The organism is Faecalibacillus sp. TM498 (assembly GCF_020589955.1).
Classification (GTDB): domain Bacteria; phylum Bacillota_I; class Bacilli_A; order Erysipelotrichales; family Coprobacillaceae; genus Faecalibacillus; species Faecalibacillus intestinalis.
On the sequence record NZ_JAJDKB010000001.1, the window covers coordinates 141,622 to 163,081 of the forward strand.

At 28.6% G+C, this 21,460-nt stretch carries 24 protein-coding genes; 4 read left to right on the forward strand and 20 right to left on the reverse strand.

All coding sequences use genetic code 11. The annotated features are described in order from the left end of the window. Window positions 1-22: 22 nt before the first annotated feature. From LJD32_RS00740 to LJD32_RS00775, 8 genes are all read right to left on the reverse strand, one after another. Window positions 23-706 carry a LytR/AlgR family response regulator transcription factor gene (locus LJD32_RS00740; protein WP_227391464.1) on the reverse strand — a complete coding sequence of 228 codons (684 nt, stop codon included), beginning with the start codon at window positions 704-706 and terminating at the stop codon, window positions 23-25. An 87-nt stretch (window positions 707-793) separates the two neighbouring features. After that, the gene (coaD, locus tag LJD32_RS00745; protein WP_022002915.1) at window positions 794-1,279 is read right to left on the reverse strand and encodes a pantetheine-phosphate adenylyltransferase; all 486 of its coding nucleotides are present in this window, start codon (window positions 1,277-1,279) and stop codon (window positions 794-796) included. A 3-nt stretch (window positions 1,280-1,282) separates the two neighbouring features. Continuing rightward, window positions 1,283-1,831, reverse strand: a complete 549-nt coding sequence (gene rsmD, locus LJD32_RS00750; protein WP_227391463.1) for a 16S rRNA (guanine(966)-N(2))-methyltransferase RsmD — start codon at window positions 1,829-1,831, stop codon at window positions 1,283-1,285. Next, window positions 1,828-2,175, reverse strand: a complete 348-nt coding sequence (locus LJD32_RS00755; RefSeq protein ID WP_022002917.1) for a YlbF family regulator — start codon at window positions 2,173-2,175, stop codon at window positions 1,828-1,830. Before LJD32_RS00755 ends, rsmD begins: the two co-directional genes overlap by 4 nt. Next, a complete protein-coding gene (locus LJD32_RS00760; protein ID WP_119363703.1) occupies window positions 2,172-2,351 on the reverse strand; it encodes a YlbE-like family protein in 180 nt (59 codons plus the stop codon). The genes LJD32_RS00755 and LJD32_RS00760 overlap by 4 nt, the downstream gene beginning before the upstream one ends. Continuing rightward, a complete protein-coding gene (gene ylbD, locus LJD32_RS00765) occupies window positions 2,351-2,638 on the reverse strand; it encodes a YlbD family protein (protein ID WP_227391462.1) in 288 nt (95 codons plus the stop codon). The genes LJD32_RS00760 and ylbD overlap by 1 nt, the downstream gene beginning before the upstream one ends. A 29-nt stretch (window positions 2,639-2,667) precedes the next feature. After that, window positions 2,668-3,894, reverse strand: a complete 1,227-nt coding sequence (locus LJD32_RS00770) for an FtsW/RodA/SpoVE family cell cycle protein (protein ID WP_227359094.1) — start codon at window positions 3,892-3,894, stop codon at window positions 2,668-2,670. Then, window positions 3,894-4,154 (reverse strand): UPF0223 family protein, encoded by a 261-nt coding sequence (locus LJD32_RS00775; protein WP_032090522.1) that lies wholly within the window; start codon window positions 4,152-4,154, stop codon window positions 3,894-3,896. Before LJD32_RS00775 ends, LJD32_RS00770 begins: the two co-directional genes overlap by 1 nt. A gap of 124 nt (window positions 4,155-4,278) precedes the next feature. On the opposite strand from LJD32_RS00775, the gene LJD32_RS00780 reads away from it, so the two are divergent. Then, complete coding sequence (locus LJD32_RS00780; RefSeq protein ID WP_022002922.1) at window positions 4,279-4,467, forward strand: hypothetical protein; 189 nt, start codon at window positions 4,279-4,281, stop codon at window positions 4,465-4,467. A gap of 53 nt (window positions 4,468-4,520) precedes the next feature. After that, window positions 4,521-5,090, forward strand: coding sequence for a peptide deformylase (gene def / locus LJD32_RS00785; RefSeq protein WP_032090524.1), 570 nt, complete (start codon window positions 4,521-4,523; stop codon window positions 5,088-5,090). A 22-nt stretch (window positions 5,091-5,112) separates the two neighbouring features. Here def and LJD32_RS00790 read toward each other — a convergent pair whose 3' ends face one another. After that, window positions 5,113-6,402 (reverse strand): alpha-amylase family glycosyl hydrolase, encoded by a 1,290-nt coding sequence (locus tag LJD32_RS00790; protein WP_227391461.1) that lies wholly within the window; start codon window positions 6,400-6,402, stop codon window positions 5,113-5,115. A 102-nt stretch (window positions 6,403-6,504) separates the two neighbouring features. Here LJD32_RS00790 and LJD32_RS00795 point away from each other — a divergent pair, with 102 nt between their 5' ends. Beyond that, a complete protein-coding gene (locus tag LJD32_RS00795; RefSeq protein ID WP_032090526.1) occupies window positions 6,505-7,098 on the forward strand; it encodes an AAA family ATPase in 594 nt (197 codons plus the stop codon). Between the two features lie 33 nt (window positions 7,099-7,131). On the opposite strand, the gene LJD32_RS00800 is transcribed toward LJD32_RS00795, so the two are convergent. Continuing rightward, window positions 7,132-7,995 carry a DegV family protein gene (locus LJD32_RS00800; protein ID WP_227359095.1) on the reverse strand — a complete coding sequence of 288 codons (864 nt, stop codon included), beginning with the start codon at window positions 7,993-7,995 and terminating at the stop codon, window positions 7,132-7,134. A 377-nt stretch (window positions 7,996-8,372) separates the two neighbouring features. Between LJD32_RS00800 and LJD32_RS00805 the strand changes: the two genes are divergently transcribed. Continuing rightward, a complete protein-coding gene (locus LJD32_RS00805; protein WP_022002928.1) occupies window positions 8,373-8,996 on the forward strand; it encodes a LexA family protein in 624 nt (207 codons plus the stop codon). Window positions 8,997-9,045: 49 nt separating this feature from the next. Here the strand turns inward: LJD32_RS00805 and pyk are convergent, their stop codons facing one another. The 10 genes from pyk to LJD32_RS00855 all read right to left on the reverse strand — a co-directional run bounded on the left by pyk (window position 9,046) and on the right by LJD32_RS00855 (window position 21,445). Beyond that, window positions 9,046-10,479 (reverse strand): pyruvate kinase, encoded by a 1,434-nt coding sequence (pyk, locus tag LJD32_RS00810; protein ID WP_032090528.1) that lies wholly within the window; start codon window positions 10,477-10,479, stop codon window positions 9,046-9,048. Window positions 10,480-10,518: 39 nt separating this feature from the next. Beyond that, a complete protein-coding gene (gene pfkA, locus LJD32_RS00815) occupies window positions 10,519-11,478 on the reverse strand; it encodes a 6-phosphofructokinase (RefSeq protein ID WP_022002930.1) in 960 nt (319 codons plus the stop codon). A 98-nt stretch (window positions 11,479-11,576) separates the two neighbouring features. Next, window positions 11,577-12,464 (reverse strand): ATP-binding protein, encoded by an 888-nt coding sequence (locus LJD32_RS00820; RefSeq protein WP_119363707.1) that lies wholly within the window; start codon window positions 12,462-12,464, stop codon window positions 11,577-11,579. An 11-nt stretch (window positions 12,465-12,475) separates the two neighbouring features. After that, window positions 12,476-13,729: a DnaD domain protein gene (locus tag LJD32_RS00825; protein WP_227391460.1), complete on the reverse strand. Its 1,254-nt coding sequence runs from the start codon at window positions 13,727-13,729 to the stop codon at window positions 12,476-12,478. Further along, window positions 13,707-14,303, reverse strand: coding sequence for a dephospho-CoA kinase (gene coaE / locus LJD32_RS00830; protein WP_117347849.1), 597 nt, complete (start codon window positions 14,301-14,303; stop codon window positions 13,707-13,709). Before coaE ends, LJD32_RS00825 begins: the two co-directional genes overlap by 23 nt. Next, the gene (gene mutM, locus LJD32_RS00835) at window positions 14,300-15,109 is read right to left on the reverse strand and encodes a DNA-formamidopyrimidine glycosylase (protein WP_032090531.1); all 810 of its coding nucleotides are present in this window, start codon (window positions 15,107-15,109) and stop codon (window positions 14,300-14,302) included. The genes coaE and mutM overlap by 4 nt, the downstream gene beginning before the upstream one ends. An 8-nt stretch (window positions 15,110-15,117) precedes the next feature. Further along, window positions 15,118-17,730: a DNA polymerase I gene (polA, locus tag LJD32_RS00840; protein WP_227391459.1), complete on the reverse strand. Its 2,613-nt coding sequence runs from the start codon at window positions 17,728-17,730 to the stop codon at window positions 15,118-15,120. Between the two features lies 1 nt (window position 17,731). After that, window positions 17,732-20,797 (reverse strand): DNA polymerase III subunit alpha, encoded by a 3,066-nt coding sequence (gene dnaE, locus LJD32_RS00845; protein ID WP_147579504.1) that lies wholly within the window; start codon window positions 20,795-20,797, stop codon window positions 17,732-17,734. Window positions 20,798-20,850: 53 nt separating this feature from the next. Continuing rightward, on the reverse strand, window positions 20,851-21,156 hold the full coding sequence (locus LJD32_RS00850) for a hypothetical protein (RefSeq protein WP_032090534.1): 306 nt from the start codon (window positions 21,154-21,156) through the stop codon (window positions 20,851-20,853). Between the two features lie 43 nt (window positions 21,157-21,199). Then, the gene (locus LJD32_RS00855) at window positions 21,200-21,445 is read right to left on the reverse strand and encodes a TIGR03905 family TSCPD domain-containing protein (RefSeq protein WP_022002938.1); all 246 of its coding nucleotides are present in this window, start codon (window positions 21,443-21,445) and stop codon (window positions 21,200-21,202) included. Window positions 21,446-21,460 lie beyond the last annotated feature (15 nt).

A 21,460-nucleotide genomic window follows, 5' to 3' on the forward strand; every position in this document is an offset into this window, starting at 1 on the left:
TCATTTTTGTCTCAAATTTGTTTCACATTTGTCTCACGATTTTTTCAATAAAATCATTTTTGTATTTCTTAGAAATAGGAATAACTTGTTTATTTTTAGTGATACAATTCATTCCTTCTATCCTCTCAACATATTTTAAATTAACAATATAGCTTCGATGACAACGACAAAAAGAATCATCTAATTGTAAAGCTATTTCTTTTAAACTGAGATAATTTCTTTTTGCTATATCATTTTGATGAATCATAACATGGTGTTGATAAGCTTCTATATAAATAATGTCTTCATAAGGTATTTTGTGAACTTCTTTTTTAAACTGATAAATAAATGTCTTAGAATGTTGATGTAATAAAACGCGATCAAGTATTTTATATATTTCTTGTTGAACAAGTGGCTTTAATAAGTAGTGCATCGCTTGTACTTGATAACTTAATATCCCATAATGTGTATTTTTTGTTTGAAAAACAATCGGTATTGATAAATCTTTTTTTCTTAAAATCTTTGCAAATTCAAAACCATTGATATGTTTCATATCTAATTCTAAAAATACAAGATCACAGTTTTTTAAACATTTTGGTAATTGATAATAAAGCTGTTTATACCAATGAAAATAGATTTCTTGTTGTCTTTCTATACCCCATTTTTCAATAATCGATTTTAAAAAAACATAATCTTTTAAATTATTTTCTCCAATAAAAATATTCATTTGATCACCTCTTTATCAGTGTATATGATTTACAATCTACTCTATGATTTTAGAACAAATTGGACTAAAAAAAATCGCCGAAGCGATTTATTGATCTTGATATACTTTTTTTAATGCATCTTCAACACACTCTGGCACTAAGCCTGTAAGTGGCTTATGATAACTAGCTATTTCTTTAACGACAGATGATGAGATAAAAGAATGTGATGGCTTTGTCATTAAATACATTATTTCTATTTGACTATTTAAATATTGATTAGATTGTGCATATTGTAATTCATAATCGAAATCTGTTGTTGAACGTAAGCCACGGATAAGCACTTGTCCATTGACTTTTTTGACATAATCCATAAAAAGTTCATCTGTTGAATCAACAATTACATTTTTTAAATGAGCTGTTGCTTTTTTTAAAAGTTCTTTTCTTTGTTCAATCGTAAACAAGCCTACTTTTGTTGGATGAATAGCTACCGTTACATATAATATGTCAAATATCTTTGCAGCACGTTCAATAATATCTAAATGTCCATTTGTAACTGGATCAAACGATCCATTATATACAGCAATTTTCTTCATGATTTAATCCTCATAATAAAAAATATTAAGAGCTGTAATTCCATACTCTTTTCTTTTATTCAACTCAATTCCTTCTATTTCTTTAAACTCAACTTCTTTTAATTCTTCTACTACAATACACGCTTGTGGATTCAACATTTGATGATCAATTAAATATTGAAGAATATCATCAACAAGTCCTTTTCCATAAGGTGGATCTAAAAAAACATAATCAAACTTTATACCTTTTTCATACAAATATTTTAAAGCTTTTTTATAATCCATTTTCAAGGGAAAACAATTTTCCAATTTTAAAAGAGAAAAATTTTCTTTAATTGTTTTAAAAGCTTCGTATTGATGATCCACACTATAAAGTGTATTACACCCTCTAGAAATCGCTTCTATTCCAAGTCCACCACTACCTCCAAATAAATCTAATACCGTTCCTCCTTGAAAATATGGTCCAATCATATTAAAAAGGTTTTCCTTATTTTTATCTGTTGTCGGTCTTGTTAATTGACTCTTAGGAACTTTTAATTGTCTTTTTTTATACTTTCCTGCAATCACTCTCATAATTTATACCCTGATGTATCTAATGAATCACTAATATCTTTAAAAACAATTTTTGTTACTTCATCGAGTAATTCATTGATTTTATAATAACTTTGATAATATTTTTGAATGTTTTCATTTTGTGACATTCTTTTTCTTACTTCATTTAATTCTTGTCTTTTCTGTGTCAAATCAATATATTTTTCAAACTTTTTCAAATCATCTAATTCTTGTAAAAGATTTTGATAATTATCTAATAATTCTTTTGTTTCTTGATTTAATAATTTTAAAGATTGCTCTTTAAATTGTAGATAGCGCTTATCTTCTTTGATAGCATCTATTAAATCATATATTGTTTCATTCATTGTAACATCTCCAACATACTCATTAGTATTGATATTCTTTCTAGCTTTTCTAAAACTGTACTTTGTTTTTTTTGATGTATTTCATCTAATAAATCATCATATTTTTCTGGATAATGACATAATGTAACATACCAAACAGGATGCTTACGTATATAATCTAAAACTTCTTCTTTCATTATTTACCTTCTTTATTTTTATCTAAAAGATTAGAAACAATTCCTAAAACTTTTTCGATTGATTGCAAAGAAGAAGATAATGATTCCAAATCAACATTTTTGATAATTTCTAAAACATTCATATTTTCTATTGGATGTTCCTTATACGGTTTAAAAAAATGATCATCTTCTCCATACATTGTATAGATTTCATATATTTCTTGCCAAGTATAGCGATGATTTAATACATCTTCTTTAATACTTGGTATTGTCTTTAAAAAAGCTTTAAACTCTTTTAAATTATCCATCAAATCACCTAATATATCATATGAAACATTTATAATTGTGTGTCTGTTTTTTCTAGTTGTTCTTTGTTGAACTTGGAAATAATTGCTTGGGCAATACCTATTGCTATTAAAGCAGCAATCGTTGAAGATCCCCCAGATGATACCAATAATAATGGAACACCTGTCATTGGAATCAATCCTGAAACGCCACCTAAATTAACAAATAAATGTAACATAAAATAAGAAGCTATTCCTATCAAAATAACTCTTGATTTATTATTTTGAATTTGATCTGCATATTTTAATAATCTAAAAATAATAATAGCTGTTGGAATAATCATTAAAGCCAACCCAAAAATACCAAGTTCTTCATAAATAATGGCCCCTATAAAATCATTATGTGCCTCTGGAATATAATCATATTTTTGAATAGAATTCCCTAATCCAAGTCCAAAAATACCACCATCTGTAAAAGCAATCAAAGAATTGACAAGTTGCCATGAACTATCATAAATATTTTCTATTTTTAATGGTTTTAACCAAGAATCAATACGTTGTAATTGATATCCCTGTAAAACAGCTGTAATTAAGAATCCTAAAATAATAACCGCTACAGCTAAAGCAATCCAAACGAGTTTTTTATATTTTTTATAATAATCTCTTGGTGTTGACATAAAACAAACAAAACAAATTGCTGCTAGAATAAGAGAACTTCCTAAATCCTTTTGTACAATAACTCCTATTCCAAATGCAAAAACCATAAGAGCTAAAGGGAACAAAACACATTTGTTAAATTTATCTTTATAAAATTTACTTTTTAATTCAGCTGTTCTAAATTTTCCTTTTACTACAAATGCTGAATCAGTTTCAGTAAGCATATAAGATAAAATAAGAACCATACCAATTTTCATAAATTCTGCTGGCTGTACTGTAAAAGGACCTAAATGAATCCAAGCATGTGAACCTTTGGTCGTCCAAAAAACACAGCCACACATTGAGATGATTCCCATAATATATACAGCCATTGAACTTCTGTAATTAATCATTTTTAATTTAAAACCCTTTGTAAGAACCATCATAATAAAAACACCTATTGCTACATAAATAGATTGTGTAATCATATTTTTTATTGCAAATGCCGTTCCTTTTGAAGAGACCGCTCCAATTGATGCTGAACCAATCATTACAATTCCTAAACAAATCAATACAAAAACTGCAAAAAAGATAGGCTTATCTGCCCCTTTTTTTCTAAAAAAAGCTTTTATTCTTTTTGTCATTATAATTTGATCCAATCATTTTCTTGACTTGCTTTAAAAACTTTATAAATAGAATATCCAGAAACATCTTGGAATTCTTTATCAATTTGCTTTTCTTCACTCTTTGTCCCAACAACATTTTTAAATTTTCTATAAGCATTTAAAAAATCTGTTTTACTTATTCCTTCTTCATATGCTTTTTCTACTGCATTATATAAAGACATAACATCAATAATATCTTCTGTTGACCATGTATAGTCTAGTGGATAATTATAGTCCATTATTTACACCTCATTTCAGTAAAATATTATAACTTAAAAAAGTATAAAAATAAATGACTTATGATAAATCCCCCATACAATTATTTGAAATCATAATATGGTAATAGTAAAGGAGGGATAAACAATGAACTGTGATTATAACTGCAATGGATATGTCAATAATCCATTTGGCTGTGGTGGATGCAACACATGCGGCTATACACCTATTATGGGTGGCTTTGGTTGCAACAATACAGGATGTAGTTGGTTTGCAATTGTTTTAGTTGTTTTCTTATTATTAATCATTTGTGGTAATTCAAGAATTAGACCTTAGATATTTCAATCACCTCAAAATATGTTATAATAACCACGAATGAGGTGAAAAAAATGTTATTAATGAAAGATATTATAGATGATTCAAACGAATTAATTAGAACAGTGTCAAAAGAGGTTGAACTTCCTCTATCCAAAGAAAATCATGATTTACTCATGAAAATGCATGAATTTTTAGTTGCAAGCCAAGATGAAGAACTTTCTGAAAAATATGATTTAAGACCTGCAGTAGGTATTGCAGCTATTCAACTTGGTGTTCCAAAAAGAATGTGTGCCATCCATGTTTTAGATTATGATGAAGAAGGAAATGTAACAAAATCTACTGATTATGCTTTGGCGAATCCTAAGATTGTTTCTTATACACCTAAACAATCTTATTTAAAAACTGGAGAAGCATGTTTATCAGTTCCTGAAGATGTAAAAGGTTATGTTCCACGTCATGCTAAAATCACTGTTGAAGGATTTGACGTACTTACAAACAAAGATGTAAAAATTGTTGCTCGAGGATTTTTAGCTATTTGTTTACAACATGAACTTGATCATTTTGATGGTGTTTTATACTATGATCATATTAATAAAGAATATCCATTAGTACCAATCGAAAATGCTATGGTTATTGAATAAATAAAAGGTTCTTTCGAACCTTTTATTTTACTTTAAAATAATGAATTGTTTTGGGCTTTAATACTATTTGTCCTTGATTTTCAATTTCTTGTTGATCAATTAAAGAAATAAGATTTTCATTTAAAGAAATGGTAAATTCTTGATCATCTAAATTTAATGCTACAATAATTCTTTCTTGTTGATCATTTCTTTCAAAAACAAATTGTTTATTTGTTAAAACCAATTCTTTAAACTCACCTTTTTGTAAAGCAGATGATTGATTTCTAATAGAAATCAATTTTTTTATATATTTTGTTAAATCATTAGGCATTGGTTTGGTAAACTCTGGTCTTAAAGAATCATCACTTCCCTGTTCTTTCTTTCCGGTTTGTCCCCATTCACTTCCATAATAGATACATGGTATTCCTGGTAAAGAAAATAACATACCATAAATAAGTGGTAATTTTTCTAAATCTGTTAATTTAGATGCTATTCTTTCTACATCATGATTATCAACAAAACTAAATAATGTTTGTCCTCTATACATTTCTCCATAATTACGTTTTATTGTATGAGCCATTTCAAACATATTTAATGAATTAAACGAAGACCAAAGTCCTTTAAAACCAGGATAATCTGTAATACTATCTAAATGTGCTTCACTAAACATATATCCTGCATTATCACCTAAAACTTCACCTAACAAGAAAAAATCCGCCTTTTTTTGTCTACAATGATCTTTTAACATTGCCATAAACCATCTTGGTAAACTATAGGCAACATCTAAACGAATACCATCAATATCAAAGGCATCAATCCAATAATCAATAGCACTTAATAAATAATTTTGAACATCTGGATGATCTAAATTTAATTTAACTAATTCATAATGTCCTTCCCATCCCTCATAATAAAAACCATCATCATAAGGTGAATTGCCGTTAAAATCAATTCTAAACCAATCTTTATATTGACTATTTTCTCTATTATTTAAAACATCTTGAAAAGCAAAGAAGCCTCTTCCTACATGATTAAAAACACCATCTAAAACAACACGCATCCCTCTATCATGTAAATTTTTACAAATTTCAATAAAATCTTCATTTGTTCCTAAACGTTCATCAATTTTACAATAATCTCTTGTATCATAACCATGATGATCACTTGAAAACACAGGATTAAAATAAATAGCATTTATTCCTAAATCTTCAAAATAATCCATAAAATCATTCAATCTTAAAATACGGTGTTCCACAATTCCATCATTATCACGAGGAGCCCCACAAAAATTAAGAGTATAAATTTGATAAAATACACTTTCATTAAACCACATTATAAAAAGCCTCCTTATACATCTATCTATTATTATACACTATTTAGTTAGAGTTATTTAAAAAATATGATATAATATACTATATATAAGGAGGTTCTTATTATGACTCAAAAAATTATTACTATTACAAGAGAATATGGTTCTGGAGGAAGATTGATTGCTAAAAAAGTAGCTGAAGCTTTAAATATTGCTTTCTATGATAATGAACTTATTGATGAAACAGCGCGCCAATTAGGTATTGATATTGATACAATTCGTAAAGCATCTCAAGAAAAATCATCAAGTTTTGCTTATTCACTTAATAATGGTCCTCTTGTTTTACCAATTAATGACCAAGTTTATGCTACACAAGCCAAAATCATTAAACATCTTGCTGAAAAAGAAGATTGTATTATTGTTAATGGATGTGCAAACTATATTTTAGAAGACTATCCTCATGTTTTAAGAATATTTGTGTATGCTCCTTTAGAATCTAGAATTGAACGTGTTGAAAAAGATTATAAAGAAGAACACGAAAATACTAAAAAATATGTTCAAAAAAGAGATAAACAAAGAAAGAGTTATTATAATTATTACACAACAAATACATGGGCAAATATGAAAGACTATGATTTATGTATTAATAGTGATATGGGAATTGATGAAATCGCTCAATTAATTGTTAAAGTTTATCAAAACGGAAAATTATGGAAATAATATAAAAAATATTCAGGACACCCTGAATATTTTTTATTCTGGTAAAAATTGAATTGCTACTCCTAAAAGTCCTGAACCAAGATAACAAGATAAAGCAGCACCAACATGACCATCGATTATATATGTAAATTGAGGAAACCTTTCTTTTAACATTCCTTCCAAAATATTTCTTTCTTCCAAATTATTAGCATCTGCAATAGCCAATGCAAATTTTTGATGTGGATTTTCTTCAAGATGACTTTCTATTAAATCTATCAATTTTGATTTTACTTTCTTTGAACCTCTCACTTTAGCTGGAACATAAATTTCTCCATTTTCTTTTTCAAAAGAAAGAATTGGTTTGATCTTTAGTGTTGTTCCTAAAAATGCCGAAGCCTTACCAATACGTCCACCTTTTTGTAAATAATTTAAATCATCTATTGAAAAATAAGCATAATTTTGATGGCACAAGAAATCTGCAATTTCAATTAATTCATCAAAAGACTTTCCTTCTTCTCTATATTTAGCAAGACTAATAGCAATAACTCCTAATCCCACTGATGCACTTTGACTATCAACAATATGACATTTTAATTTCTCATAAGTTTGACAAAATAACCTCATTTGATTACCTGTCCCAGATATACCACTAGATAAAAATAAACCAATAACATGAGTACATCCTTTATCTTTTAGTTGATCTAATAAATTAAACAAATCTTCTCCAACTGGTGAAGAAGTTTTAATTACTTTTTCATCTTGAATCGCATAAATATCATTAGAAGTAATATCTACACCATCTCTATAACTCTTTCCATCATATTGAATTTGTATTGGTAAAACATGTATATCATATAACTCTCTATATTCTTTTTTTATATCACTACATGAATCTGTTATAATTGCAATTTTTTCCATTTGTATCTCCTTAAAATTATTTTGAACTTCATACTAATGGAACTTATTATAACTATTTGTATATAAAAAGCAAGATTTTTAAAAAATAAGTATCGCATCAATGATATGCGAAACACATTGAACTACTACCGATCCCATCATTAATGCTCCTAAAATGATTGTAACTAATCCCTTATTTGATAATTTTTCCATAATAGTTCCTCCTTTTGTTTCTTTAATTTCAACTTTTAAAATTTATTTTTATTAATGTATCTTTTTAAGACACTTATAATATAACTCCATCTCTAAGTTTCGTCAATACTTTTGTGTCTTTTTTAGATATTTTGTTTACTACATAGTCTATAATATGGTAATATTAAGACACAAGGAGTGATTAGATGACAGGTGAACGTATTAAAAAATTAAGAAAAGAAAAGGGTTTAACTCAACAACAACTAGGAGAAATGCTCGGTGTTCAAAAATCAGCAATTGCAAAATATGAAAACGGACGTGTTCCAAATTTAAAAAAGGAAACACTTTCCCGACTTGCAGAAATATTTAATGTTACTCCTAATTATTTATTAGGTATTGATGAGCCAGCCTATCATGGACATAGTCATAATATAGATATTCCCTTATATAGTGATGTTTGTTGTGGAGATGGTATTTTTGTTGAAGACAATATTGAAGAATATATTTCTTTACCTGAATCTCTATTAAGTTCTCGAAAGGATTACTTTTGTCAATATGCTGATGGAGATAGTATGATTGATGAAAATATTCAATCTGGGGATCTTATTATTTTTGAAAAGACACAGCAACTTAATAATGGTGATGTGGGATGTTTTGGCATTGAAGATAATATTGCAACATGTAAAAAATATTTTAATGATTCTAAACAAAATTGTATTATTTTACAACCTGCAAATGATAAATATTCTCCAATTATTATTAATGAATATAATTATCATGAATTTAAAATCATTGGAAAACTTGCCCTTGTTATTTCTAAAAGAAACTAAAATTAAAACTCCGTTTCAAATGAAACGGAGCTTTTTTTATTAATTTTAATTATTTTACTGTAATTAATTCTAAGTAAGAAGTAGTTCCAGCAACACCTGGTGTACCAGCAGTAACAATGATTTGTTCACCTGGTTCAACTAAGTTTTCTTTAGCGATAACTTGAGCATATTCAATCATAGCAGCTCTTGTATCCATTTGTTTACATAATACTGATTTAACACCCCAGTTAATAGCTAATGCTCTTGTAGTTTGTTCATTTGGAGTAGCAGCAATAATCATAGATTTTGTACGATATCTAGACATTTTTCTAGCTGTAAATCCTGAATCAGTGAATGCAACGATTGCAGCAACGTTGAATTTAGATGCGATTTCAGCAACTGACATACAGATAGCTTCACTTTGATCTAATGAAGCAGTTCTGATTGCTTTTCTTTGTAATGAAGCATAATCTAAAGTTCCTTCAGTTTTTAAAGCAATTTTAGTCATAGTTTCAACAGCTTCTACTGGATATTTACCTTGAGCAGATTCACCAGATAACATGATTGCATCAGTACCATCATAGATTGCGTTAGCAACGTCAGATACTTCAGCACGTGTTGGTCTTGGGTTTTCTTGCATACTATCTAACATTTGAGTAGCAGTGATAACGATTTTACCTGCAGCACGACATTTATTGATTAATTCTTTTTGAATTAATGGTACATCTTCAGCAGGAATTTCTACACCTAAGTCACCACGAGCAACCATGATACCATCAGCAACTTTTAAGATTTCATCCATGTTTTCAACACCTTCGCTGTTTTCGATTTTAGCGATGATTTGAATTTCAGGACGACCGTTTTCAATTAATAATTTTTTAACATCTAAAACATCTTGTGGACGTCTTACGAATGATGCAGCGATGAAATCAACACCTTGTTGACAACCAAAAGTTAAATCTCCGATATCTTTTTCTGATAAGTAATCGAATCCTAATTTGATTCCTGGAACGTTGATTCCACGTTTGTTTTTAACAACACCATCGTTAGCACAGATACATACGATATCAGTACCATCAACATGATCAACTAATAATTCTACTTGACCATCGTTTACTAAGATGAAACCACCTGGTTTAACATCTTTATATAAATCTTTATAAGTGATTGTAAATCTTTCACTTGTTCCTTCAATATCTTCTACACAGATAGTAGAAACTTGACCTTTTTTGAATTCAGTTTTTCCACCAACGAAATCACCAGTTCTAATTTCAGGTCCTTTAGTATCTAATAAGATAGCTACGTTTTTGTTTAATTCTTTGTTGATTTCTCTTAAAGTTTTAATTCTTCCCCCATGTTCTTCGAAATCACCATGAGAGAAGTTTAATCTCATTACGTTCATACCAGCTTGAACTAATTTAGTTAAGACTTTTTTATCTTCAGAAGCTGGCCCAATTGTACACACAATACGTGTTTTCTTTTTTCTTTCTTTTTCTAATACCATCCTAATATCCTCACAATCATATTTTCATTTAAGTTTATATTAACGAAGTTTAATAGCATCTTCGTAAATACTAAAGTCAGTTTCACGTTTATGTCCTAATACTTCAGTAATTGGTAATCCTTTGATTTGACCATTTACTTCACTTACACATAAACCACCTTTTCCAGCTTCAAGTAATTCAACGGCATAAACACCCATTCTTGAAGCAAGAACTCTATCTCTTGCTGATGGTCTACCACCACGTTGCATATGTCCTAAAACGTTTGCACGAGTTTCAAAACCAGTTGCAGCTTCAACTTTTTTAGCTAATTCATGTACATCTGTAATATGTTCTGTAATAACAACGATTGCATGTTTTTTATCAGATGCTTTTGAAGCTTTTAATACTTCAATTACTTTATTTTCATCAAAACCAATTTCACTAGTGATTACCATTTCAGCACCATCAGCGATACCAGCATTGATAGCTAAATCTCCACATCTACGTCCCATAACTTCAAGAATAGTACATCTTTGATGAGAACTTGATGTATCTCTTAATTTGTCTAATGCATCAACAATTGTATTTAATGCAGTATCAAATCCAATTGTATGATCAGTATCAGGAATATCATTATCAATTGTTCCTGGAATACCGATACAGTTGATACCCATTTCAGTTAACTTTAATGCACCATTGTAACTTCCGTCACCACCGATAACAACTAAAGCTTCCATTCCTACTTCTTTCATTTTTTCAATTGCTTCTTTTCTTACTTCAGGATCTTTGAATTCAGGGAATCTTGCTGATTTTAACATAGTACCACCAATATTAATAATGTTACGTGTGCTATGACGATCAAACTTAATAAATTCTCCATCGTGTAATCCTTTATAACCAAGTTTTACACCATATACTTCAATTCCTTTATTTAAGCATGTACGCGCTACTGCTCTTACAGCAGCGTTCATTCCTGGAGCATCTCCTCCAGAAGTTAAAACTCCTATACATTTAACCATAATGTTCACTCCCTATTTCATAACATTTCATACATAGTGATTTTAGCACAAATCATGACTTTTCTACAAGAATTTTTACACATTTATTATGCTAAATCTTATTGTTTTATCATAATTGGCATACTCATTGTAAATATTGTGTTAAGTAAGCGCTCTACTTTTATTTTTTCGCGAGCATCTTTTTTCAAAGTATAGATTTTAATTAAATCATCTTGGGTGTATTGACTGGTAAATAACGTTATCTTTTTATTTTGATTACGATATGTCAATACAGCTGCTAAAACTTCATCTCTTGACCAGCCTGTTACATTTTCTCCACCTAGATCATCAATCACTAAATAATCTACATTACGAAGTTCCTCTATATTATTATCATTTCCAAATTCATTAAAAGAATTCTTTAAATCGATTAAATATGTAGGAAAATGCACATATCCTAAATGATATCCTTGTTTAGCAAGTGATCTTGTTAAAAAACCAGCTAATGTTGATTTTCCACAACCAGATGGCCCACAAATAAATAAACCTTTTTTTGACGTATTCGATAAAAAATGATCAATTGTACTTGCAAGTTCTTTGTTCATAATATCTTTAATTGATTTTAAATCAGATAATAATAAATCATCACTCACATTTGAAACAGTAATATGACTTAAAATATTTTGCTTTTCTAATATTTCTTTTCCATACTTACAAGGGACAAGTACTGTTTTTAAATGATGATTTTCAACATGAACCGCTTGCTTCATTCCTTTAGAAACTTTATGACATTGATAAAGCCCCATACAATCTTTACATTTTTGCACATCTTCTTGAAAATCTAAAAATTCAACCCAATTTTCTTCTATAAAATCTCGTCCTACTTGTCCATCAGATAAAACTTTCATTATGTAAGGATCCTTTATAAGTTCATTGATACTTTCTTCTTTTTGTTTTTGAAAATTTTGATCATCATCAAATAAATGTAAATCTTGTAAACTTTGCATTTTTTCTCCTCCTAGTCATATTTTTCTAACATTGCAAGAGCATCTTCATCAATATTATCAGCTGTTGATTTTTCTTGAGAAACAATTTGAATATCTTTTGTAAAATCATCCCAGTCATGATGTTGTTGATTTTGATATTTCAAATAAACTTTTCCTTCTTCTATCGCTTCTTGAACTGTTTTTATTTTTTTTCTTTTCCATTGACTTCCTAAAGCTTCTATAAAATTTTTAGGTAATGATTGATTACACTTTTGAAGTGTTGTTTCTATTAAGACATTGACAACTCCTGGCTCTAATTGTAACGTTGTTAAAACAGATTCGACAACTTGAAGATCTCTTTTTAATGGTTCTTTACCACCCATTTTATCTTTTAATAAATCATAAGGTGAAATATTTTCTAAATAATAAATATGTTTTTGTAAAGAAGATTCTCCCTGTTTTTCACTTTGAAGCAAAGGTGATTGCTTATGAAATACCTCTGTAAATTTTTCTGGCATTTTTAAATCATAATAGTTTCGGCAGTTTTGAGCCAATAACCGACTATTTAAATGATTTTCAATCATTGATTGTTTGACAAGATCTTGCATATCTAAAGCATTGATATGATATAAGATTCCTAATTGTTGAATTATTTTTTCATCTTCTTGATCAAACATTTTCTTAGATAATTGTAAATTTTCAATACCTTGATAAAACAACGTTAGATCATAACTATTTTCAATAGAATTATGTATTTTTTGTTTATATTTTTTTTCTTTTAATATATTTTTTTCATGATGATGAATTTCAAAAACATCTGTAAACGATGCTGTCATTTCTTGATAATCATTTAAATTAACATTATACGTTTGAAAAATCGCTATTGTTTTTTCATATTCATCTTTCAATCTATCTTTCAATAAACGATTAAGAATTTGATGATTAATAAATTCTTGAGGTGATAACGGCATTTTCAAATCAAAAAGATAACGATTATCATTCGTTTGTTTAACATATGAACATACAAGTCCTACAGCTTCTAACTTATCAAAAGATTCCTGTAAAGAATTTAATGAAAATCCTGATAATTTACATAATCTAGAAATCAAAGAAGGACTTTTTGTAAGTGTCATTTGATCCAATTCACTATTGAGTGTTAGATAAAGAGCAGTAGCTTCCATCCCAATCAATGGTTGATAAAGTTGTAAAACTGTTTTATAACCTGTTAAATCAAGCATATAACTACTTCTTACTTGATAAACATCACTCGTTAATAATTTCTTCATGACTGATCCTTTCTATAAATTCATCAATTTGTTTATATAACTCTTCTATCCCTTGATTGTTATCAAAAACAATATCGGCCATTTCTCTTTTCTTTAAAGAAGAAATTTGGTTATTGATAATTGTATAAGCATAACTTTCATCAATATGATCTCTTGCCATCAATCTTTGAACTTGTCTTTGTTCATCTAAATAAACAACAATAATTTCATCACACAAATATTCTAAATGAGACTCATATAATAAAGGAATATCTAAAAAGATACAATCTCTCTCTTTATTTTTTTCAATTTCTTCCTTCATTTTTAAAATCACATAAGGATGTATAATAGCCTCTAACTGTTTTTTAGCATTTTTATCATGAAAAACAATTCTTCCTAATGCCTTTCGATCAACAATTCCATCTTTAACACATCCAAATAACTCTTGAACCTTCAAAATACATTCTTGATCAATTGTTAGAGCATTTCTTGAAATCAAATCCGCATCAACAACAAGATAACCTCTTTCTATTAAATAATGTGTGACTGTCGATTTCCCACATGCAATACTTCCTGTTATTCCGTATACTTTCATCGTTTTGCCTTTTGACATATTGGACAATAATATGTTCCTCTTTCATTAATCATTACTTTTTTTATCTCATGTCCTAATGGGCAATGCTTTTGCATATGCACTTTTAATTGCACTTGAAACAAACCATCAATTCCATTAGCACTAAAAGAATGAATTGTCGTTCCACCTTGTAAAATAGCCTTATTTAAAATCTCACAAGCAACATCCACTAATTCTTTAACTCTCTTTTTACTTAAAACATTGGCTTTAGTATAAGGATTTAAATGCATTTGATAACAAATTTCATTTGCATAAATATTTCCTATCCCTGTCATAATACTTTGATCTAGAAGAACTGTTTTAATCGCTTTATTTTTCTTTTTAAGTTTTTGATAAAGCTCTAAGTAATCTATTTCAAAAGGTTCAGGGCCTAATTTACTTAAAGGCAGTTGATTTTTATAATCATCATGATCCACCAACTTCATTCTTCCAAACTTTCTAACATCATTATATCTTAACTCCATGCCCTCATCTAATACAAAGATAACATGGTCATGTTTAGAAAGTATATCTCCTTTTTTACATATTTGATACTTTCCTTCCATTCTAAGATGAGAAATAAAGGCAACATCCTCCAATTTAAAAATCAAATACTTCCCTACACGATCAATCTCTTTAAAAGTCTTATTTTTTAAAGTTTGCACAAATTCTTCTTGATCATCATCAATGATTTTAGGATATAAAATTTTTATATCTTCAATTTTTTTATTTAAAATAAAATTTTCTAATGTTCGTCGAACCGTTTCAACTTCTGGTAATTCTGGCATTTTTTCACCTACTTTAACTCATACCAATTTTTAGCGTAAGTTCCTTCCGCTTTTAATTCCACTTTCATTTGATAAGCACTTTCCATTCCTTCTTTTACAAGTTTCATCATTTTATCCAATTCATTTTGATAAACATCAAAAATCAACTCATCGTGTACTTGTAAAATCATTTTTGATTTCATATGATTTTCTTTTAATAATTGATCCACTTTGATCATTGCAAGCTTGATAATATCAGCGGCTGATCCTTGAATTGGAGAATTCATCGCTAATCTTTTTCCAAATTCTTGTCTCATATAATTCTTTTCATTGATTTCTGGAATATATCTTTTTCTATTTAAGACAGTTGAAACATAACCATTTTCTTTTCCAAAAGCAATGCTTTTATTCATATAGTCTTTAATCTCAGCATATTTTTCAAAATATTTTTCAATAAATGATTTAGCTTCTTTAACAGTGACACCTAATTGTTCAGCCAAGCCATAATCAGACATTCCATAAATAATTCCAAAGTTAACAGCTTTTGCATTTCGTCTCATTGTTGATGTAACCTCTTCTTCACTTACACCAAAAACAACACTTGCGGTATGACGATGAATATCTTTATCATGATTAAAGGCATCTATTAAACTTGCGACATTGGCTAGATGAGCAAGTACACGTAATTCAATTTGCGAATAATCAAAAGATATTAAATAATCATATTCAGGAACAAACGCTTTTCTAATAAGTTTTCCTGCTTCTGTTTTGACTGGTATATTTTGTAAGTTAGGATCTGTTGATGATAAACGTCCTGTTTGAGTTAAAGCTTGATTATAAATAGTATGTGTCTTTCCATCAATAAAGATTTGTTCTTGTAACCCAATAATATAAGTTGAATAAAGTTTACTTAATGTACGATAATTTAGAACTTTATCAATAATTGGATGAACATTTTTTAATTTATTTAAAACATCTACTGATGTGGAATAACCTGTTTTTGTTTTCTTACCATTAGGTAATCCTAAATCCTCAAAAAGAACTTCTCCTAATTGTTTAGGAGATGAAATATTAAATTCTTTATGTGCCAATAAATAAATTTCTTTTTCTAATTGATCAATTTGTCCTTTAAAAGTATCTCCTAATTGTTTTAAAACATCTTTATCCATTTTAGCTCCTTGAAATTCCATATCCGCTAAAATATACGCTACAGGCATTTCAACATTTTTGTATAAATCAAATTGTTGATCTTTTTTCAATCTTTGTTCTGCTTCATTTTTTAATTCATAAATTGCTTTAGCTTGTAAAACATAATGTTTCGATAAGACATCTTCTTCAGGAACATGTTTTTTAGCACCTTTTCCAAAAACCTCCTCATCAAATTGTAAATCAAAATATTGATAATAATCACAAACGATTTTAATTTCATCTTTTAAAGAAGGATTTAAAATATAAGAAGCAAGCTGTAAATCAAAAGTATACCCTTTAACTTCTAATCCATGCCAACGACAAGCATTGATACATTTTTTTATATCATAACCATATTTTTCAATCTTTTCATCTTTTAAGAAAGACTTAAAGTTTTCATCATGCATAGCATTCTCTAAAGAAATATAATAGGCTTCATCTTTATTATAAAGACCAAATCCCAAAATAGCCGATTTATGATAATTCGTATCATAGACTCCTACAATTAAAGCTGTATTCTTTTTAATATTTGGCAAAGTTTCAACAATTTTATATTCTAAAGGTTTACTTTGTTTTGTTTCTGTAGAAAGAGACATTCTTTTAAGTAAAGAATTCATATCATAACGTCTGTAAAACTCTGCAAGATCATCATTATATTCTTGTCCTTCATATTTCCAAGCATCTAAATCTAATTCAACAGGTGCATCTGTTATAATTGTGGCAATCTTTTTAGATAAAAGGCCCAATTCAATATTCGTTCTAACTTTCTCACCCATTTTACCTTTTAATTCATCCATATGTTCCTTTAGATTTTCTATTGTCCCATATTGATTTAATAACTTCAAAGCCGTTTTTTCACCAATTCCTGGAATTCCTGGAATATTATCAGCACTGTCTCCCATAAGACCTAAAAGATCTCTCATTTGATTAGGTTCTAAATTATATTTTTCTTTAAAACTTTCAACTGTAATAACTTCATAATCATTGGTCTTTTGAGGCTTTTTGTATTGTTTAACATTTGAATCAATCAATTGCATCATATCTTTATCATTTGTATAAACAGCTACTTCCATGCCTTGACTTGACGCTTTTTTAGAAATCGTTCCAATAATATCATCACCTTCATATCCTTCTTTTTCAATATAAGGAATATGATGAGCTTCTAAATATTCTCTAATCATTGAAAACTGACAAACAAGTTCATCCGGTGTTGGCTTTCTTGTCCCTTTATATTCTTCCAATAGCTCACTTCTAAAAGTCTTCCCTTTTGCATCAAAAGCAACCACAATATACTCAGGATTTTGTTTCAATAAACTTTCTAATCTATTAGCAAAACCATAAACTGCATTGGTTGGTACACCATCTTTATTGACCATTAAATTCCCCATAGCAGCTGTTGCATAATAACAACTAAATAACCAAAAATTCCCATCTATTACAACTAATTTTTCCATTTTATACCTCATTTACTTCTTTAACATTTTGTACCACTAAAGAAAGCTTATCTCGATAATTCATCTTTCCTTCAATACATACAATCTTATTTTTTTCTAATAATGTCTTATATCTTTGATACGTTGAAGAAAAAACGACTCCCTCAACATTTCCTGTTTCATCAAATCCTTCAATAAAACACATTTCATTTCCTTTTTTATCAACGATCACTTTGACCCTTAATAAAGATAATAATACTCTCACATTTTTTGAGACATACTCATTTAAATTTGCGACTGCAAGAATTGGTTGATTGATTTTTTGTTTCATATAAGCTAAAGGATGTTGTGTTAAATACACACCTATCGCTTTCTTTTCTAATTCTAAACGCACCATTTTATTTTCTTTAATAATTTCTAAAATAGGTGGTTCATCAATACCAATCATATTTTTTAAATGTGCATACTCTGTAATCTTTTCTAAATTAGCTTTTAAAGTCGCACGATTAAGTCCAAATTCATCAAAAGCACCCGCATCAATTAAACTTTCTAACATTAAACTCGTGATTTTCTTTCCTTCCATTCGCGAAACAAAATCAAAAATATCTTTAAACAAGCCATTCTTTTGTCTTTCTTCAACAATTGCTAGATAACCTGCCTGTCCTACATTTTTAATAGCTAATAAAGAAAAACGTAAATCACCTTCTACTTGTTTAAAATAATGTTCAGAATAATTAATGGATGGCGGTAAAATTCTAATTTGATATTTTTTAGCTTCTGCAATATATTCCATTTTATGAACATCACTATTTTGTTCATTAGAAAGAATTGCTCCATAAAAAGATAAGGGATAATTAGCTTTTAAATACGCAAGTTGATAACCAATTAAACCATACGCAATTGCATGAGCTTTATTAAAGCCATAATCCGCAAACTTTTCAATTAATCCAAAGATATATTCCGCCTGATTTTTTTCATAACCATTTTTTAAAGCACCACTTATAAATTCCTCTTTCATTGATTCCATTAACCCAAGTGTCTTTTTAGAAGTTGCTTGTCTTAATATATCTGCTTTAGCAAGTGAAAAACCAGCAATTTTTTGTGCTACTTGCATTAATTGTTCTTGATAAATAATAATACCATACGTTGATTTTAAAATGTCTTTTAAATCATCATGTGGGTATTCCACTTTTTCTTGATGAAATTTTCGAGCAATATAATGAGGAATTTGTGACATAGGTCCTGGTCTATATAAAGCATTGGCAGCTCCAATATCTTCAATACTGCTTGGCTTTAATTTTCTAAATAAATTTTTCATTCCTGGTGATTCTAATTGAAAAACACCTAACGTATCTCCATTTGATAACATCTTAAATGTTTTTTCATCATTTAAAGGAATCGTATTTAAATTTAAATGAACACCTTCATACTTTTCAATATTTTTTAAAATATCAGAAATTACAGTTAAATTCTTCAATCCTAAAAAATCCATTTTTAATAAACCAACACTTTCAATATAGTTTTTAGAATACTGTGTCAATACATTTTGATTAGGACCTTTTGTTAGAGGAACCACTTCATTTAAACAATCTCCTGATAAAACGACCCCTGCAGCATGCATTGAAATATTACGTGGTAAATGTTCTACAAGATAGATTGCCGGTAAAATCTTTCGTAACATTTCTTCTTGATTGACCATACTTGCAAAAGCATAGGAAGATTCATAAACTTCTTTTACTGTTTTTCGATTTTTTCCTTGTGTTGGAATATACTTTGACATCATTTCTAATTTAGGTAAAGGAACTGAAACGACTTTTCCTAAATCTCTTAAAGCAACCTTAGGCCCATAGGTAGCAAAAGTAACAATTTGTCCAACATGTTCTTGTCCATACTTTTCTGTAACATATTTAACAACTTCATCTCTTTTATCATCTTGAAAATCAATATCAATATCAGGCATTGAAACACGCTCTTCATTTAAAAAACGTTCAAATAATAAATCATATTTTAAAGGATCAATATTCGTGATTCCTAAAACATAACTCACTAAACTTCCAGCAGCACTTCCTCTTCCTGGACCGACTTGAATATCATGTGTTTTCGCAAATCTTACATAATCAAAAACAATCAAAAAATAATCATTGAATCCCATTTTAGCAATGACTTTTAACTCTTTTTTTAAACGTTCTATATAAGTTCTAGGAACTTCTTTTCCTTTAAATCTTTTCTTTAAACCAACAATACAAAGTTGCTGTAAATAATTTTGGCTCGTCACATTTTCAGGTAAAGGATAGTGTGGTAAATGCATTTGGTTGGTTTCAATAGTGACATTGCATCTTCTTAACAAATCATTTGTATTTTCTATAATTTCGCGATCAAACAATAAAGACATCTCATAAGCATCTTTTAAATACATCTGATTTGTTTGTACTTTATAATTTCGATCAATTTTTTCGCCATGGATACTTGCTTGCATTAAATCAACCGCTATAGCATCTTGTGGATATAAATAACGTACTTCATTCGAAGCACAAACCTTCACTTCTTGTAAAGTAGCAAGTGCTTTTAAACGTTCATTTAAAAATGATTGCATTTTTAAATGATGATCTTGAATACAAATATAATAATTATCTTTAAACATCTTTTTAAACAATGCAATATATTTTAAAGCCTCAGATTCTAACTCTTTTAAAACAAGCCTTTCAACAATTCCTTCTTTACATCCAGAAAGAATAAAAAGATGTTCACGATATAAAGATAATCTTTCTAATTCAATCGCTTTACGTTCACTTAAATTAATATCACTACATATTTTCATTAAATCATGATAACCAATTTGATCTTTTGCATAGAATAAAAAAGGATAAACTTCTTGATCAATAAGTACATCCCCTTGCATTCCAAAAATAGGTTTGATGTCATAATGATGACAAGCATTAGAAAATTCAATCGCACCATACATATTATTGATATCTGTTAAAGCCAATGCTTCCATATGCAATTCTTTCGCTCTTTTACATAAATCTTGAATCAAAATCGTACTATTTTGAAAACTATAACAACTATAGATATTCAATTCACCAATCATGTTGCCACCACCTTTTTCCATATTATACGCTAAATCATCCTTGATTAAAAGAATTACAAAAATGTTTTCAAAGATAATAAAATTAAAATCAAACCAACATATAAAGTTAAAAATAAATACAACATTTCAAAAAAAGAATACGTTAAAACAAGCATAACAAACAACCTATAGATATATAAAATAACTGCATAGTAATGATAACGAATCTGTAAAACACAAAATCTTCTTTGCCAAATGATAATGACAATAGATAAAAACATCGCTATAAAATGAAAAGGTAAAAATAACGAAGACAAAATAATTTGCAAAATCAAACAAATCCCTACTAGAAACTGCATTTTTTTGATTCTAATTAACATAACACCACCATTTTATTTTATGAAAAAAACAAAAAAAGAGCACTTATTTAGCATGCTCTTGTAAACTTTTTGCAAGCTGTGCTGGACAACTTGTTGGTTTTGCTCCACATTTGATGTCTTTTAAACGTTCAATAACTTCATCAACTTTCATACCCTTTGCTAGTGCAGCAACTCCTTGAGTATTTCCTGAACATCCACCTGTAAAGATAACATTTTTAACAATCCCATCTTCAACTTCTACATGGATATTTCTTGAACAGACACCTCTTGGTGTATAATCGTATTCCATTTTTATTCCTTCTTC

What these genes read in the sequence shown, in the direction of transcription:
- pfkA (WP_022002930.1), bottom strand. Translation starts at nt 11,478, where the DNA reads ATGGTTAAATGTATAGGAGTTTTAACTTCTGGAGGAGATGCTCCAGGA.
- polA (WP_227391459.1), bottom strand. Translation starts at nt 17,730, where the DNA reads ATGGAAAAATTAGTTGTAATAGATGGGAATTTTTGGTTATTTAGTTGT.
- LJD32_RS00850 (WP_032090534.1), bottom strand. Translation starts at nt 21,156, where the DNA reads ATGTTAATTAGAATCAAAAAAATGCAGTTTCTAGTAGGGATTTGTTTG.
- LJD32_RS00795 (WP_032090526.1), top strand. Translation starts at nt 6,505, where the DNA reads ATGACTCAAAAAATTATTACTATTACAAGAGAATATGGTTCTGGAGGA.
- LJD32_RS00760 (WP_119363703.1), bottom strand. Translation starts at nt 2,351, where the DNA reads ATGAAAGAAGAAGTTTTAGATTATATACGTAAGCATCCTGTTTGGTAT.
- dnaE (WP_147579504.1), bottom strand. Translation starts at nt 20,797, where the DNA reads ATGATTGGTGAATTGAATATCTATAGTTGTTATAGTTTTCAAAATAGT.
- LJD32_RS00770 (WP_227359094.1), bottom strand. Translation starts at nt 3,894, where the DNA reads ATGACAAAAAGAATAAAAGCTTTTTTTAGAAAAAAAGGGGCAGATAAG.
- LJD32_RS00805 (WP_022002928.1), top strand. Translation starts at nt 8,373, where the DNA reads ATGACAGGTGAACGTATTAAAAAATTAAGAAAAGAAAAGGGTTTAACT.
- rsmD (WP_227391463.1), bottom strand. Translation starts at nt 1,831, where the DNA reads ATGAGAGTGATTGCAGGAAAGTATAAAAAAAGACAATTAAAAGTTCCT.
- mutM (WP_032090531.1), bottom strand. Translation starts at nt 15,109, where the DNA reads ATGCCAGAATTACCAGAAGTTGAAACGGTTCGACGAACATTAGAAAAT.
- LJD32_RS00755 (WP_022002917.1), bottom strand. Translation starts at nt 2,175, where the DNA reads ATGAATGAAACAATATATGATTTAATAGATGCTATCAAAGAAGATAAG.
- LJD32_RS00825 (WP_227391460.1), bottom strand. Translation starts at nt 13,729, where the DNA reads ATGAAGAAATTATTAACGAGTGATGTTTATCAAGTAAGAAGTAGTTAT.
- LJD32_RS00855 (WP_022002938.1), bottom strand. Translation starts at nt 21,445, where the DNA reads ATGGAATACGATTATACACCAAGAGGTGTCTGTTCAAGAAATATCCAT.
- LJD32_RS00820 (WP_119363707.1), bottom strand. Translation starts at nt 12,464, where the DNA reads ATGCAAAGTTTACAAGATTTACATTTATTTGATGATGATCAAAATTTT.
- LJD32_RS00775 (WP_032090522.1), bottom strand. Translation starts at nt 4,154, where the DNA reads ATGGACTATAATTATCCACTAGACTATACATGGTCAACAGAAGATATT.
- pyk (WP_032090528.1), bottom strand. Translation starts at nt 10,479, where the DNA reads ATGGTATTAGAAAAAGAAAGAAAAAAGAAAACACGTATTGTGTGTACA.
- def (WP_032090524.1), top strand. Translation starts at nt 4,521, where the DNA reads ATGTTATTAATGAAAGATATTATAGATGATTCAAACGAATTAATTAGA.
- coaD (WP_022002915.1), bottom strand. Translation starts at nt 1,279, where the DNA reads ATGAAGAAAATTGCTGTATATAATGGATCGTTTGATCCAGTTACAAAT.
- coaE (WP_117347849.1), bottom strand. Translation starts at nt 14,303, where the DNA reads ATGAAAGTATACGGAATAACAGGAAGTATTGCATGTGGGAAATCGACA.
- ylbD (WP_227391462.1), bottom strand. Translation starts at nt 2,638, where the DNA reads ATGGATAATTTAAAAGAGTTTAAAGCTTTTTTAAAGACAATACCAAGT.
- LJD32_RS00740 (WP_227391464.1), bottom strand. Translation starts at nt 706, where the DNA reads ATGAATATTTTTATTGGAGAAAATAATTTAAAAGATTATGTTTTTTTA.
- LJD32_RS00790 (WP_227391461.1), bottom strand. Translation starts at nt 6,402, where the DNA reads ATGTGGTTTAATGAAAGTGTATTTTATCAAATTTATACTCTTAATTTT.
- LJD32_RS00800 (WP_227359095.1), bottom strand. Translation starts at nt 7,995, where the DNA reads ATGGAAAAAATTGCAATTATAACAGATTCATGTAGTGATATAAAAAAA.
- LJD32_RS00780 (WP_022002922.1), top strand. Translation starts at nt 4,279, where the DNA reads ATGAACTGTGATTATAACTGCAATGGATATGTCAATAATCCATTTGGC.